The organism is Pedobacter sp. Leaf41 (assembly GCF_001422545.1).
GTDB lineage: Bacteria > Bacteroidota > Bacteroidia > Sphingobacteriales > Sphingobacteriaceae > Pedobacter.
The window spans coordinates 378,695-394,981 of the sequence record NZ_LMLE01000008.1 but is presented as its reverse complement, the minus strand read 5'-3'; the positions used below and the strand labels follow the sequence as shown (position 1 = coordinate 394,981).

Genomic DNA, 16,287 nt, shown 5'->3' with positions numbered 1-16,287 from the left:
TATTTCTAAATAGAGAAATTGATAAAAGTTTATTTTGTAACTTTGCGTCAAATTTTTTTGAATGATCTCTACTGATATAGCCGTAATTGGCGCTGGTCCGGTTGGTTTATTTGCCATTTTTGAAGCCGGTTTATTAAAAATGCGTTGCCATTTAATTGATTACCTGCCTCAGGTTGGTGGTCAGCTTTCTGAAATTTACCCAAAGAAACCAATTTACGATATTCCAGGTTATCCTTCGGTATTGGCGCAAGAGCTTATTGATAATTTGATGGAGCAGGCAAAGCCTTTTCATCCAACTTTCACCTTGGGTGAACGTATTGAAGGATTGGAAAAACGTGGCGAAGCTGATTTCGTTTTAACCACGAACATGGGAACCGTTATCGAAGCTAAAGTAGTGGTTATTGCTGGCGGATTAGGTTGCTTTGAGCCACGTAAACCTGCTGTTGAAAATCTTGAAAATTTTGAAAACGGTAAAGGTGTTAACTATATGATTCTTGATCCCGAAAAATACCGTGATCAGAAAATGGTTATTGCTGGCGGTGGCGACTCTGCTTTGGACTGGACGATTTACCTTGCTGAAGTTTGTTCTGAATTAACGTTGGTGCATAGAAGTGAGAGCTTCCGTGGTGCTCCGGATTCTGTTGCTAAAGTAATGGCATTGGCAGAAAGCGGGAAAATTAACCTGATTTTAAACAGCAATTTACAAGCTGTTCACGGATCAGATAAGTTGGAGCAAGTAGAAATTGTACAGAACCGTACCATGGAAAAAACGGTTGTAGAAGCAGATCATTTGATTCCTTTGTTTGGTTTAAGTCCAAAATTAGGCCCAATTGAAGCCTGGAACTTAAACATCAGCAAAAGTGCTATCGAGGTTAATACCGATGATTATTCTACAAACATTCCCGGTATTTATGCCATTGGCGATATCAATACTTACGCTAATAAATTAAAATTGATACTTTGTGGTTTCCACGAGGCCGCTTTAATGAGTCATAGCGCTTATTCGTACATGAATCCGGGTGTAAAATATACGATGAAATATACCACCGTAAACGGAGTTTCAGAATTTTAGGCTTTGCGTTAATATTGTTTCAATAAAAAACTATTTTAAGTAAGTTTGCGCTAATAAGCGAGCAGAAAAATGGAAAACAACATTACGATATACATGCAAGAACCGGATGGTTCTGTTACCCCTCACGAGGCACCAACCGATATGGGCTTGAGTTTGATGGAATTTTTGAAAGCATCAGAATATGATATTTTAGCTACCTGCGGCGGAATGGCTTTGTGTGCCACTTGTTGCGTTGATGTACTAGAAGGCGAAGAGAAATTAAACGAAATGAGTGATGATGAATACGCAATGTTAGATACCTTGCCTGATTTGTTACCCAACTCTCGTTTAGCTTGCCAGCTACAATTAAACAACAATATGGATGGCTTAAAAGTGAAATTACACGGAGTAAGTTAAGTTTATAAGATACATAAAAGTAAAGGGCGATGTTTTTCAACATCGCCCTTTACTTTTATGTATGGTCTAGATTCTTAACTCCGACTGCCGAAAGACGTATACAAAATCTGCAGATCTTTAGACGGGATTACAAATCCCGACTAACCATGAAATCTCGCCTACTGAATAAGATTGCTTTATGCCTCGCAAGAACGGCTAATTAAGAAATTAGTTAACCTCTATCCTCCTTCTCTCTACATTCCAGCCGTAAACCTCAATAGCAGTTTTTTGGTCTCCGTTATATTCGACTGTTATCAACCTGCTTTCTCCAGGCAATATACTCACGTAATTATCATCATAAAACGCTGGCAAAATCCGCTTGCCTGTTTGGCTATTAATTAACGCAACACGGTTGAAAAAAGCTACCGGATTGCCCCCCGGATTAGTTAATGTTACTTCCATCTTGTCCTTAGATTTTTTAACGGCATTCACCTTTAAAGCTGCTGGTTTTAAATTTTGTAAGCCTCTATAATTCCCATCCTTATCGGCCAACCAGTAAATATTTTCACTTAAAACCTGCTGCTTTTCATTGAACAGTTTGAGTGAGACAAACACGCCATCTTTCTGGTCAAGTTTTTTCAGAAAATCATTCAATGGAAAAAAGCGGCGAACGGAGGATGCACCAATGGAATTGAAAACCTGCGAATAGAAATAATCTTTTCCATCCATATCATAAACCTTGGCCTGAACCATTAAATTATTACGATCTGTTAAACCGTTATTCACTACCGTTACCATGCTATCCACTGGGTTCATCATGATATGAAGCGGCTCACTGCCTTTGCGCAAACCATAAAGACAGGCATTTGGGTCGAGGTAGTAATCATACATTTGTCCACGAAGAGCCGTCCATGGGTTTTGTGTTTTCCAGATAATAGAACCCGTGTACCAATCCCACATTTTGTTAGAGAAGCCTTCCATCAAAGCACGGTATTGATCGTAATTAACGAGCTGTGCCTTCATTGCAAAATCCTTTGCATCTTTAGCTTTGCCATAAGGATTAATATATTGATCGTAACCAATGTATTTATGATAATCCCAAACCGAATCTGGCTTGCTTTTAAATTGTGGTGCAACCATATTTTCTTTCGGGATAAAACGCTCCAATGATTCGTAATCTCCCACGCCAACTGAACCCACTTCGGAGTTGTAAGGAAATGTTTTTACCGCCCAAAAGCTTTTTGGATCTTGAATGCCATACGGCCCATCGCCATTACCACCGATCGAATTGTACGACATCTCATCACTATTAGAAAACTCGAAAAACTTCCTAGTTCCATCCAATCGCGGTAGAATATCATTTTTAATGGGATTTAGAATATCCTCGGGAGGCGTAATTTCATTTCCGCCGCACCAGAAAGCAAGTGAAGCATGGTTACGAATCATTTTTACCTGATCTTCAATCGCTATTAAAACCAGTGGATGATTATCTGGATAATTCCTTCTCGTCCATTGATCTTCTTTTTTTAAGGGATCTACCCAACGGCCATTGCAATCGCCACTAAACCAAAAATCCTGAAAAACGAGTAAACCATACTTATCACAGGCGTTATAAAACTCGGGTCTTTCTAAAATGGCGCCGCCCCAAATCCTAATCAGGTTTAGGTTCATATCCTTGTGGTAACGAACTTCTGCATCATAACGGGCGTCAGAGAAACGAAGCATCGCATCAGAGATGATCCAGTTACCGCCTTTGATGAAAATCTTTTGGCCATTTACATAAGCGCCCATACTTTGGGTACGTTCATTCCAAATATTATCAATCTGGCGGATTCCAACTTGTAAATTTTCCTGATCCAAAACCTGGCTTCCACTTAAAAACTTAATGTTTACTGGGTACAAATCCTGCTTTCCATAACCACTAGGCCACCAAAGTTTAGGGTTTTCCAAAGCTAAATCTGCAAATGTTATTTCTGCGGTTTTATTCGCAGCGATAGAAACTGTTTTACTAACTGTTTTGCCAGCAATTTGATATTGCAAAATACCTACAACGGCTTTAGCTGTTGGATTTTCTACCTCAACCGAAACCTTGATAGTTGCCGGTTGTTGCTTAGCGTTCGGTAATCTTTTACCAGGAACCAGCGTAACTACATGAGGGTTTTTTAAGTTGATGGATCTCGTTTTTTCGACGATTACCTTATCCCAAATGCCTGTGTTTCGATCACGAGTAGGCTGAATCCAATCCCAGCCTGCCGTATATTGCGTGGTTAATCCTTTGGCAATTGTTCCGTCGCCACCTTGCCCGCCATTCGGGTTGCCGGGAAAATCTGGTGGATAAACGATTACAGCCAAGCGGTTTTTACCTGTGGCAGAAAGAAATTTTGTAATGTTATAATTGGCACGAATATGCATGCCTTCATGCATTTTCGCATTGATCTTCTTCCCATTGAGAAAAAAATCAGCTTTATAATTTATCCCACGGAATTGTATCCATACCTGTTCGTTGCCGATAACTTTTTCATCAAAGTCCTTCACAAACCAATAAGTATAATGCTCGTTCCCCGTTTTATAGATATCGGCAATCTTCTCATTGTTCATTCCATAAAATGGATCAGGAACCTTTTTGTTATTAAGCAAAGTAGTTAAAACCGTCCCTGGAACTGTAGCAGGTAACCAATTATTTAGCCCGAAGTTCGAGCTGGAAATTTGGTTCCCGGTAGCATTGGCGTCCTTAATGTTGGCACAAAGCCAGCCAGAATTAAGTTCGTAACGTTGGGCTTGCGTGTTTAAAGCAGCTAAAAATAAAAGCGAGAAGAGCAATTTCCTCATAAATGAGTTTTTAAATTAAATGTTTTTTAAACTATTGGCTTGGTGTTTCCGAAGAATTTCCAACCGTTAATAATAAACCTGATAGAACGGAAATACTTTTTTATTTGTTTTCAAGAGTTGACAACTTTAGGCAACCGAGAAAAAATGTTGTCAACTCTACAAATTAAAAAGATTTTAGTGATAGCAGGGCTACCCTAGCCAAACGATCTCCGAAAATTTTAAGATCACTATTTCCCTGAAACTGGCCGATCTGCAGCATTAATGCCCCATAATTTTGATGGCGTATTGCCCATGTAAATCTCCATGGAACCGCCATTTACAATGGTTTTATGCTCAATAAACGACTTATTATAAGGTTTGCCATTAATTAAAATGCGTTGTATGTACTTATTTGCCACAGAATTTCCTACCACTTTAATCTCGAAATTCTTGTTTCCTTCCAATTTAATGGTTGCCGAATTAATTAAAGGCGTACCAAAAACATAGGTACCATTGGCGGGATTTACCGGATAAAAACCAAGTGCAGAAAAAACATACCAGGCGCTCATTTGGCCTACATCTTCGTTTCCACACAAACCATCAGGTTTTGCAGTAAAGAAATCATTGTCAATTTTGCGAATCAATTCGGCTGTTTTCCAGGGCTGACCGGCATAAGCATATAAATAAGGAATGTGGTGACCAGGCTCATTTCCCTGAGCGTAATTGCCGATCAAACCAGAGATATCAGGCGAGCTGTTTTCACCTAAATCGGCAGGAACGATAAACAAGGAATCGAGTTTGTTTACAAAAGGTTTATCGCCACCGAAAAGATTGATCAAACCCTCCACATCCTGAGGAACCAACCAAGTATATTGCCAGGCATTACCTTCTGTATAATCATCTTCGCGGTGCTTGGCCTTAACCGGACTAAAAGGCGTACGCCATTTGCCATCGGCCATTTTACCACGCATAAACTGAACATCCTGATCAAAATATTGGCGGTAAAGCTGTGCTCTTTTGCCAAAATATTGATAATCTTCAGTTTTATTCAGTGCCTTTGCAAACATGGCTATACAGTAATCATCGATCGCATATTCCAGGGCTTTGGCAACAGATTCATTAACCTTATCGGCTGGAATGTACTTAAGTTGCTGGATGTAATCGATGCCTTCCGTTTTTTGCATGGCGGATTGTTTTACTGCTTCATAAGCAAGATTTGCATCAAAACCCCGATAGCCTTTCAAATAAGCATCTACTATAACGGGAACAGCATGATAGCCCACCATGGTATTGGTTTCGTTGCCCATTAAATGCCAAACCGGAAGTTTGCCCTGCTCCTTGTAAATGGCCAACATAGTATTCACCACATCACTCACCCGATCCTGATGTAAGATAGTATACAACGGATGCGCCGCCCTGTAAGTATCCCAAAGTGAAAAAGTAGTGTAGTTGGTGAAATTTGCCTGTTTATATACTTTCTTATCGGTACCTAAATAATCGTTATTCACATCATTGAAAAGTGATGGTGCCGTCATGGTATGAAACAAAGCGGTATAGAATATTTTTTTGGTATTGGCTGAAGCATTGATCTTAACCTTCGACAATTCTTTTTCCCATTTCGCATCAGCTTTCTGCGTTGTGGATGCAAAATCCCATCCAGGCAATTCAGTTGAAAGGTTTAAGATGGCATTTTCGATGCTTACCGGAGATAAGGCAACTTTTATTTGAAGTTTATTATTGTTAATTGACACGAAACTGGCTACTGCTTTCAGCTTTTTGCCATTAATGTCTTTGCTTTCTTTCAGCTGATTATCCTCGTAAATATCGAAGTTTTTTAGGGGTTGAGAAAACTTGATGACGAAATATAAGCGCTGATCATTTGCCCAGCCTTTAGAATTTCTATTCCCGACAATGGTATTGGCGTCGATTTGTTTAAAAGATGCATTAGTTGGCGCATCCCAACCAATGCCTTCCACCAAATCGATCATGATATGTGGCGTTGGGGCATTTTTGGTGAAGGTGTATTGGTGGAAACCTACACGTTCGGTAGCCGTTAATTCTGCTTTGATTTTGTATTTATCGAGTAAAACGCTGTAATAACCCGCTTTGGCATTTTCATTTTGGTGCGAAAATGTCGACAGATAGCCTTTATCTTCTTCTCCCTTTTTACCTTTTTCTAAAATAGTTGCTCCTGTTACGGGCATAATTGAAATGTCGCCCAAATCGCCAATGCCGGTTCCACTTAAGTGGGTATGCGAAAAACCAGTGATGGTATTGCTTACGTAGTTGTAACCGCTGCACCAATCCCAGCCTTCCATAATATTGTTTGGGCCAAGTTGTACCCCTCCGAAAGGAACATTTGCGCCAACAAAAACATGCCCGTGTTTGGCAGAACCGATAATGGGATCTACAAACTGGGTTAATTTCGAATTTTGCTGGGCGCTGATTCCATTGGTGAATAATATCGCCGAAGCAAAAACGATTAATTTTGCACTAAAAATTTTCATAGTCTAAATAGGATAAGCTAAATCGATTTACAAATTAATAAATTATAAACGACTTAGAGAATTATTCGGGAAAAGTTGATCCGATTGCTCAATTAATTGTGCTTCTCTTACTGGAGATGTTTGTCATGACAAAAGATTTTGCAGTAATCCAACAATGTTTACTTTTTGATCTCTAGCACAATTACCTCATCATTTTTATTCATATTTTCAGCAATAGGAATATGGAGCGAACCGTTTTTCAAAGTTGCGTTTACTACTTTCTTATCTTTTAAATAATAAGCTTTTTGTATTTTCTTAAATGGGAAACCGTTCAACAAAATTTCAGGTTGAGCTTTAAAAATATGGATATATAGCTTATCGCTTTTTTGGGTAATGCATCCCCAATCTTGCGGTTTTAAGTAACCTGCGTTGGTACCGTAAATGCTTGCTCCATATATTTTTAACCAATCACCCATTTTATTTAGTCGCTCAGTAAACTCAGGCTGGATTTCTCCGTTTGGCATAGGGCCTATATTTAACAATAAGTTAGCTCCTAAAGCTGCTGCTTTTACCAGGGTTTGAATAAGTTTTGTTTCACTTTTATAGGAAGTATCAGTGAGGCTAAATCCCCAGGAACCGTTTATAGTCTGACAAGCTTCTAAAGGAAGTTGGGCACTTGCTTCCTGAAAGCTTAATCCAGATTTATTCTCTCCAGGTAAATCTTGTTCAAACATTTGGAAATCCTCTCCTGGCAATGGAGAAAGGTGGTGGTTATTACCGATCATGCATTGAGGCTGAAGCTTGTGTATTAAACCATAAATTTCGTCATACTTCCAATCGAGTCTAGAAGTTCGGTCTTTCTCTCCTTCCGGAGCAGTTTGATCCCAATGACCATCGAACCAAATACCACCAATTTCGCCATAGTTGGTGAGCAACTCGGTGAGTTGGTTTTTCATAAACTGAAGATAACTTGCGTAGTTTCCATGTCCTTTTCTCCCGCTAAACTGGCCAGTTCTGCCCGTTTCATGTGGATAATCTTCGCGGCGCCAATCCAATATAGAATAGTAAAGAAAGAGTTTAATGCCTTGTTTTCTACACTCGTCTGCCATCATCTTCACAATATCCTTCTTGTAAGGTGTGTTCATGATATTGAAATCCGAATATTTGGTATCCCACATGCTAAAACCATCATGATGCCTTGTGATTAAGGTAATGTATTTCATCCCAGCATTTTTCGCCGTTGCAACCCATTCTTGCGCATCAAAATCGATGGGATTAAAAAATTTCTCCAAACGGGTGTAGTTCTCTACGGTAACTTTTCGCTCGTTCATTACCCACTCTCCACTTCCAGGAATGCTAAACGGCCCCCAGTGAATAAACAGTCCGAAGCGAGCATCAGCAAACCATTTGCGTGCTTCGATATTAGATGGAGCAGGCACATAATTTTGTGCAACAGCAAACAAACCATTTACAATAAAAGCAATGATCAGGCCTAATTTTTTCATAACTGATGTTTAAATTTGGTTGAAGAAAGGATGGTCTAATCTATACTTGTCGGTTCCTTAACGGGCTTGCCAATTACTTTATAATTGCCATCTCCTTTTAAAATAGCCAACATTTGAGTTTGATTGGCAAACAGGGTTTTTGCTGCCGCCAGTTCTTTATCGTATTGGAAACTTTGCTCTATTCTACCTTTCTCGTAAAAATATCTGCTTATAATTTGTGCTTCTAACACCCTTTTGATTTCTGCTTTATGTGTAGCCAAATCATTCTTTTTTGATGAAGTAAGCTTGTATTTCAAATTTTCTAAATCAGCTTTTACTTCCGCTGATTTATTTTCTTTTTCTGCCTCAATACGTAAATCAGATAATAATCTTTCTGTTCTGCTTTGATAGGTGAGGTCTTTATCTGCCAAGGTGCTTACAAATGCAGCATAATCTGCATCTGAAACCTGGAATGTTTTCGCTGATGCTAACTTTGTAGTTTTTTTCGAAAAGATATTGGCATAGTTAAAGAATAAACTTTTGTTAATCATGGTAATGGTAACCGGGCTAAGTTTATCTGCATTTACTACCAAATCGGGGTAAACGCCATTTCCACTGTAAACATTTCTGCCCGCTTTAGTTTGATACATGGCGATTGTTGAATCGGCAAATCGCTCAGCCATTCCATTGATGTCCTTATGGGTGTAATCGAGTTTTTGAATGCATCGGCCCGAGGGTGTGTAATACTTGGCTACAGTAACTTTAACCAAACTGTTGTACGGAAGATTAAATGTTTGCTGCACCAATCCTTTTCCATAACTGCGTTGGCCAACTACAATCGCCCGATCTAAATCCTGTAGCGAACCGGCAACAATCTCGGAAGCCGATGCAGAATTGCCATTTACTAAAACCACCAAAGGAACTGAAGAAGATACTGGCATCATCTGCGTTTTATAGGTGATGGTTTTTTCGGCATTTTTGCCTTTTTGAATCACCACCAACTGATCTTTATCTACAAATAGGTTTACAATTTTAACAGCCTCCTGCAAAATACCCCCACCATTATTTCTTAAATCCAAAACAATGCCTTTAGGGTTTTCTTTATTAAGGTTAACCAAAGCATCCTTTACTTCCTGACCAGAATTTTCTAAGAATTTATCCAACCTAATGTAACCAATGCCATCGCCAACCATGCCCGAGTATGAAACGTTGGGCTGCTTAATTTCATCACGGTTTAATTTTTTGGCAATCTCCTTACCGTCTCTCATCAACGTTAAATCAACTGGTGTACCTTTCGGGCCGCGTAACAACTGACTAATTTGCGTACGATCTTTACCTTTAATTTCGATCCCATTTATTTTCAAGATCTGGTCTCCGGCTTTAACATCGCCTTTGTTAGCCGGATAGCCCTCACTTACATCATTTACAAAAAGTTTTCCATCTATGAGTACAGTAGCTGCGCCAATTCCACCGTATTGGGTACTGATATATTTGAGTTTATAATCTTCAATTTCCGATTCGGGAACATATTCTGTGTAAGGATCGAGTGTTTCCAACATGGCATCAATCCCTGTTTTCATTAACTGAGGCGCATTGGTTTCATCAACATAATTGATATTGATCTCTTTATACAGTGATGCGAAAATGTCTAAGTTTTTCGATACCAGAAATAAATCTTCCCTAAATGAAAAAGAGAAAACAGCTAAAGTCAAACCTGCTGCTAAAACATAATATTTTAGTTTCTTCATACCTTAAATTCTGGAATCCAAAACAGCAAGCTGATGGATGATTTATTTTTTATAAAGGTAAATGTACGAAAAGGCCCAAATATTAAAAATAAGATATTTGAAAGTGCTTTAGGCAGAAGAGAAAGAGATGGATTTTAACTTAAAGTCTATTGCCTTTAGTATCGGCTAGTGCTTTTTGAATGGTGAATTCGATGTAAGTTCGGTCGCGTTTTACCAAACGCATTAAATCTTCAACCAATTGATCTTCTTTGCCAGGCGTAAACTCTAAAGGCTCGTTCGCTAGATCGCGGTATTTCCTTAAAAATTTAGTTTTTACTTTAAAAGCAGTTTCAGAAGTAAGTTGAAAATTAGCCATAGCAGATTTTATTTGATGCAAAAGTAAAAAATATTTGCTCACATCGCCATTTTTTTGTGAGGGCTTTACAAAAAATAGAGTTAACAGGAATGTTTTGCACGATAATTGTGCTGAAATGCGGATTATAAAATCCAATTGATTAAACACACAAACATTAAACATTCAAAAAAATGAAAAGAATCATCCTTTCTATTGTTTTCCTAACCGCTGGCTGGGTAACAGCTCAGGCACAAACCTTCAATTTAGGTATTAAGGCAGGTGTAAACCTGGCCAAACTCAATGCAGATTTCGCCAGCGAAGAAAACCGATTAGGTTATCAAGTTGGTGCATGGGCACGTATTGGTGGTGCAAGTTTTTATGTACAGCCAGAGGCTTACATTGGCAGCAAAGGCAATAAGTTTATCAGCTTTACCAATAATAACAATACCGAAGTTGCTGCAGAAGGTAAAGTAAAATTTACCACGCTAGATATTCCTGTTTTACTGGGAACGAAATTCGGTGCAAAAAACCTAAATTTTAGATTAATGGCCGGACCCGTGGTTTCATTTGTGCTGGATGAAAATTCTAGCTTTAGCAGTGCCTACGATCAGGCTACAGATTTCGACAATTACAAAAATCAAGCTATTGGAATCCAAGCCGGTGCTGGCGTAGATGTAGGTTCAATCTCTGTGGATCTACGTTATGAAGCAGGGCTATCAAACATTAGTAAAAGTGAAAAGTATACTCAAAAACCTAACTTATTCCAGTTAAGTTTAGGCTTTAAGATATTGTAACATAAGATATCGACATAAAAAAGAGCCACTTGTAAATATACTTACAGGTGGCTCTTAAACATTGTGCACTTCGTTGTTGTTATCGTTTTTTCAGCGCACAGCATTGACATAATTGATTATTTAAGAATGGTTAAACTTCCGGTTAGCTTGCCGCAATCATTTTTTAGATCAATGACATAATAATAAACGCCGATACTTAGTGGCTTACCATTATATGTGCCATCAAATTCTCTCGGATAACCTTTAGAGTAAAATACACGCCCGCCATTTCGATTGAAAATACAAAATTCAGCATTAGGATAATTTTCTGCGCCAGCCAATCGCCAGGTATCATTAATTCCATCGCCATTTGGGGTTATTGAATTTGGAACTTGAAGTGTTTCGTTTTCCAAAACTCTGAAATCGATGATATCAGTATTCACCTCACATCCAAACCGATCAGTCACCTTTAAATAGTATTTGCCTGGTTTAGCATTTAAGTTGCGTTCGGTATAAACTGTATTTTCGCCAGCATCAATCCATTGGTATAGATAAGGCGAAGTTGATCCGCTAATTTCAATTCCCGTTACATTTACCGTATTTCCATCACAACTAATGTAAGATTGTAATTTAGTTAGATCGATAAACGGAACTTCTGAAGCAGCAACAGTAAATATCCCAGCTACATTCTCACAGTTTAATCCATCTGACGCGATCAAAGTATATTCACCAGGGCCCACTCCACTTAGATTTTTGCTTCGACTGATCACATTGCCACCACGATCAGTCCAGGTGAAGACGGTTGGAATTTCGCCTTGATAATTTTGAACGATAATACTTCCGTTTGAATTGCCACAACTGGCAGGAACAGTTATAATCGCTCCGACATTGAAGTTTTTATTTACATTTTTTACTTCATAGATAGGAGAAGTAATTTCACATGCTCCACTTCCAGCTTTAAAATAATAACTTCCAGCTGCAATGTTTTCTAAATCTTTACCATTACCCAAAACTATTCCTTGCTGGTTGTACCAGGTTTTAGTCAAATTATTTGCTACACCAATATTCCTGATACTACCATTTGAGGCACCACAATCTTCATCAATAATTTTTTTATTCTTATCATCGATGCCATTTCCTAACGAGCCAACGGTGTAAGTTGCCGATGTTACATCGCAAGCACCCATTTGCCCTGCTTTTAAATAGTACGTTCCTGCCTGAACATTCTCAAGGTCTTTCTTATCGCCTACAATTTGTCCGGAACTATTAAACCATTGAAACACGCTGGCACTATAAACCTGTATATTTTTTATACTTCCGGTAGGTTGACCACAAAATGGATCTAAGATTTGCTTGCTCGCATCATCAACTAAGGGCTTGGAGAAATTTGATGTTGCACCATTGGCATCAGTTCCCAGACTAGTTAGTTTAGCATTAACGGGTCCGTTGTATTTCCAAGCTCCTGTAGCATCTGTATTAATAGTAGCAAACCACGTTTTACCTTGACAATCGCTACACTCATCAGTATAAAATAATTCAACTATTGAGTTTGGAGAATATCTTCCACTCACTTCCGTAGAGGTAATGACATCGATTTTAGCTGGATTGAGCGTTTGATTTTTAAAAGTAATTGCTCCGCTATTATTACAATAAATACTATTTTTAAAAATGGATATAGGATATGAATTTTCGATAAGAACAGCTGTTTTATTGTTGGCAATAAAATTTTGATCATTGACATCGGCACCACCAATCATTCCTTTCGTATTTGAAAAGTTAATGTGGATACCTAAGGTGTTTGAAAAATTTTCTGTCCCGATTTTCCCTGTTCCAATTCTGTTTCGAGCAATCACAAACCCATCATTTACATAATCAACATGAATGGCAATAGATTGGACTCCAACAATATTATCGCTAATTATTGGTTCACTTGTTCCACCATTCACATAAATTCCTTTAGCTGAAAGCGTTGGCTTAGGATTTGAATTTTTATCTAGTCCAATGATATTATTTACAATTTTGTTAATGCCTTCGGCACCACCTAACGCTATCCCAGTTCTGGTATTGCCGGTTATTAAATTCCCTTCCGCTGGTGTAGCTCCACCAATAATTCCATTAGTCATGAAACTGATATCAATCCCTGTTTCATTGGGTGAAACAGTTAATCCATTCTCGGCTAAACCAAAAATATTGGATGAGATTTTAACATTTTCTATAAAAAGCTTTGGTATTCTAAAAGGCGAAAGAATACCTGCATAACACCCCACGAAACAATTGGGTTTACCTGGTGAGCCAATTCTGATATCTTTAGAATTGTAAAGATAGATGCCTCCCTTTTTATCTTCTATTGCACCAAGAGCATCAGATTGAAAGCCGCTAAAGAGCATACCATAAACCTCTATTTTATTTCCATTATCCATTCTTAAGCCACTAAAATATTGTGAAACAGCTTTAACCAAACTTATTTTAATATTTGGGTTGCCCAAAGCAGAGAAAGATTGAGTAGTTGCATCGATAATGATATTGGAAGTGAGTATAGGAAGTTCAGATTCTAGGGGGATGGTTACATCTACCAATGTTGAACCGGGCAAATTGAAATATATGTAATCTACATCTGTGGTGCCATTAGCATTGGCTTTTTCTATCGCGTCACGCAGAGATCCAGCTCCATCATTTAAATTATTGGTTACGGTGAATATTACCGCTGCCGCAGATTCGATGCAAATAGACAACACTAAAAATAACACAATTCTTTTCATTGATTTACAAACCTTAATATACAAAAAAACCAAGTCAGTAATTGACTTGGCTTTCTACAAAATTTCCTTTTTGTTAAAAGAATGTGGTATAAAACGTTTGTGTCACAGCTGTTGTTCCGGTAGTTCCAGAAATTCCCCGAAGATATAATGTATAAGCTCTACCTTTTATTAGGGTTGCATTAGTAACCACCGTAAAGAGTGGAGCACCTGTTGCAGAACTGGCATACCATAAAGGGATAATTGGTGAAGAACCAGGACCAAGGTTAGTTAAGCTAACCCAATTAGAAGCCTGGCCGTAGCCAACATTTGTAATGATCTTTGGGTCAGTTAGCGAAGTTCCTCTAACAACGTCAATATTGGGCAGACCTGAAGCTAAATTGACCAACCTTATAAATATTTTGGTAGTATCTAAAGCAGGTCTTACATCTTCTAAAACAAAAGGAGTACCTAATGCTTTGTTTGTTGCAGAGTATAAACCAGTAGTATATATCGTGTAATATTTTCCTGGCTCGGGATTAATTGTGGTATTTAGTACTTCCAAATTTGCATCCACTGTAGCTGTTGGGATGATTTTCGCCGTAAGTTTATGCGCACCTGGAGTGGTTGCAGCATACCCGAAATCTGGAAATAAACCATTGTACGTATAGCCAGAATTTTCTATTCCGGTAGATGACAAAGAAGCGGAAAACTTAGTGCCATCTATGTAATAATTGGAAACCGGGCTACCAGGAGTTAAGTTTAAAACCTTTAAGTACGAATATTTTGGATCTGCAGGAGCCAGTTTTTCATATTCTGTATTTTCTACATTTTCATAATCATCTTCCTTTGAACATGCAGAAAACAATCCAATACAAGCGGTTAGTATATATATTAATTTTTTCATATCTATTTATTTAAAGGTTAAGGAAGTGAGAACCACATTGGTTTAGTATGATAGTCTACTCTATCGGCACCAATTTTTTTCAAAGCTTCGATGTTCCAGATATATTCTGAATTATATCTTGGACGGGTTCTTTGTGCAGGTTTTCCTCCATTATCTGCTGAAAACGAAGTTGGAAACACAAATGTTCCTAAGTATGGATTATTACCCTTTGAATCTCCGGTGATATAATTGTATTTCCGTAAATCTGTCCATGTTTCAACGAAACCATAACCATACAATGCCAGGTATTTTTGAAGCATGATGTCTTTTAGAGTTAAATCTACCGACGATTGTTTAACTGAAGCACTTGTCATGTAAGCGGTTTTCTCTGCAGTTGTAATCGCAGTACCTAGTGCACTTACAAAATCGATACTAGCAGATATGCCATTTAAATATGCTGTGTAGGCAGTTTGTTTATCTTCTGATCTAAATGCGGCTTCTGCTTTCAGAAATTGCATTTCAGAATACGTCATTACAGGGAAACCGGCTTTATCTTTAAAAAGATATTTTCCTTGACCTGCACCTGGGTTTGCTCCTCCAAGCGAACCCCAAGGATTAGCGATTTGATTTTTGTTAATTACCGTTCCAGGATCAGCTCCATTAGGACCTGTACCTCTATAAACACCATCCTGTGAAGGCGTAATCATAGTATTTCTTCTTGGATCTATAACAGTTCCAGGCGTTCCTGTAAAATAGGTGCCATCTAGCAAACCAACGATAATTCTGGTTTGGCGATAAAGACCTAAGTTGGCTCTTAACGGGCCGAAGAAGTTTGCATCAGCAGAAATAGTTCCATTGTTTGGAACGATAAAATTATCTGCATTGCTTGCTAGAGCCTTATCAACGTAATCAATTACTTTTTGGGGATCATAGCTTGCCTTGTTAATGGTACTGCTTGCGTTTCTAGCCAATAAACCATAGTTAAATTTGATCCACTTTGAAGCGTCGCCTGCATAAACCAAGTCTGCTGACGCCAACTTTGCTATTGAGCCAGTACCATCAGTTCTGCTGAAGTTTTTGATAGATTCATTTGCTAAACGAGCAACTTCTGCATATACATCAGCCTGTGAATCATAATCAAAAATAAAACGATTAGGTTCAAACGCTTGTTTCACTATGATTTCACCACTGTAATCTGTAGTAATTTGCCATCCCCATGCTCTTAAAGATTGTGCAAGACCAACATAATTCCACTCTTGCTTTTTCTCGCTATCTGCTATAATTAATCCTAAGTTCGCACCTAAACCATAATAACACGTTCTCCAAATCTCACCCATTGCGTCACTTGCAGCAATCCACCCGTGAGATTCGCCAACGTTTACCGCACCACCAAAATACTGAATCGTTCCTCCCAGGTACCTGGCATCAAATTGCACTCCTCTTTCCATTTGTGCAAACAAAGGCGGCACTAATGTTTTGCTTTCAGGATTTTGTGGCGTTGCAGGATCGGTATTTATATCAAAATACTTCTTACATCCAGAAAATGATACTGCGAAAGCGATTAAAACTATATATATCTTTTTCAT

11 protein-coding genes are annotated in these 16,287 nt (G+C 38.4%); 3 read left to right on the top strand and 8 right to left on the bottom strand.

Going from position 1 to position 16,287, the window contains the following annotated elements:
- Positions 1 to 61 precede the first annotated feature (61 nt).
- A complete protein-coding gene (locus tag ASE92_RS14070) occupies positions 62 to 1,072 on the top strand; it encodes an NAD(P)/FAD-dependent oxidoreductase (RefSeq protein ID WP_056850743.1) in 1,011 nt (336 codons plus the stop codon).
- A 69-nt stretch (positions 1,073 to 1,141) separates the two neighbouring features.
- On the top strand, positions 1,142 to 1,468 hold the full coding sequence (locus tag ASE92_RS14065) for a 2Fe-2S iron-sulfur cluster-binding protein (RefSeq protein ID WP_056850742.1): 327 nt from the start codon (positions 1,142 to 1,144) through the stop codon (positions 1,466 to 1,468).
- A gap of 207 nt (positions 1,469 to 1,675) precedes the next feature.
- On the opposite strand, the gene ASE92_RS14060 is transcribed toward ASE92_RS14065, so the two are convergent.
- The 5 genes from ASE92_RS14060 to ASE92_RS14040 form a co-directional block, all read right to left on the bottom strand.
- Positions 1,676 to 4,276: a glycoside hydrolase family 2 TIM barrel-domain containing protein gene (locus ASE92_RS14060; protein WP_056850741.1), complete on the bottom strand. Its 2,601-nt coding sequence runs from the start codon at positions 4,274 to 4,276 to the stop codon at positions 1,676 to 1,678.
- A gap of 227 nt (positions 4,277 to 4,503) precedes the next feature.
- A complete protein-coding gene (locus tag ASE92_RS14055; RefSeq protein WP_056850740.1) occupies positions 4,504 to 6,762 on the bottom strand; it encodes a GH92 family glycosyl hydrolase in 2,259 nt (752 codons plus the stop codon).
- A 158-nt stretch (positions 6,763 to 6,920) separates the two neighbouring features.
- Complete coding sequence (locus ASE92_RS14050; protein WP_056850739.1) at positions 6,921 to 8,246, bottom strand: alpha-L-fucosidase; 1,326 nt, start codon at positions 8,244 to 8,246, stop codon at positions 6,921 to 6,923.
- Between the two features lie 35 nt (positions 8,247 to 8,281).
- Positions 8,282 to 9,973 carry a S41 family peptidase gene (locus ASE92_RS14045; RefSeq protein WP_056850738.1) on the bottom strand — a complete coding sequence of 564 codons (1,692 nt, stop codon included), beginning with the start codon at positions 9,971 to 9,973 and terminating at the stop codon, positions 8,282 to 8,284.
- Positions 9,974 to 10,112: 139 nt separating this feature from the next.
- Positions 10,113 to 10,328: a hypothetical protein gene (locus tag ASE92_RS14040; protein WP_010599278.1), complete on the bottom strand. Its 216-nt coding sequence runs from the start codon at positions 10,326 to 10,328 to the stop codon at positions 10,113 to 10,115.
- A gap of 170 nt (positions 10,329 to 10,498) precedes the next feature.
- Between ASE92_RS14040 and ASE92_RS14035 the strand changes: the two genes are divergently transcribed.
- Positions 10,499 to 11,101 carry a porin family protein gene (locus ASE92_RS14035; RefSeq protein ID WP_056850737.1) on the top strand — a complete coding sequence of 201 codons (603 nt, stop codon included), beginning with the start codon at positions 10,499 to 10,501 and terminating at the stop codon, positions 11,099 to 11,101.
- 116 nt (positions 11,102 to 11,217) lie between these two features.
- Here ASE92_RS14035 and ASE92_RS14030 read toward each other — a convergent pair whose 3' ends face one another.
- The 3 genes from ASE92_RS14030 to ASE92_RS14020 all read right to left on the bottom strand — a co-directional run bounded on the left by ASE92_RS14030 (position 11,218) and on the right by ASE92_RS14020 (position 16,287).
- Positions 11,218 to 13,839 (bottom strand): gliding motility-associated C-terminal domain-containing protein, encoded by a 2,622-nt coding sequence (locus tag ASE92_RS14030; protein WP_056850736.1) that lies wholly within the window; start codon positions 13,837 to 13,839, stop codon positions 11,218 to 11,220.
- Between the two features lie 73 nt (positions 13,840 to 13,912).
- The gene (locus tag ASE92_RS14025) at positions 13,913 to 14,722 is read right to left on the bottom strand and encodes a DUF4397 domain-containing protein (RefSeq protein WP_056850735.1); all 810 of its coding nucleotides are present in this window, start codon (positions 14,720 to 14,722) and stop codon (positions 13,913 to 13,915) included.
- A 17-nt stretch (positions 14,723 to 14,739) separates the two neighbouring features.
- A complete protein-coding gene (locus ASE92_RS14020) occupies positions 14,740 to 16,287 on the bottom strand; it encodes a SusD/RagB family nutrient-binding outer membrane lipoprotein (RefSeq protein WP_056850734.1) in 1,548 nt (515 codons plus the stop codon).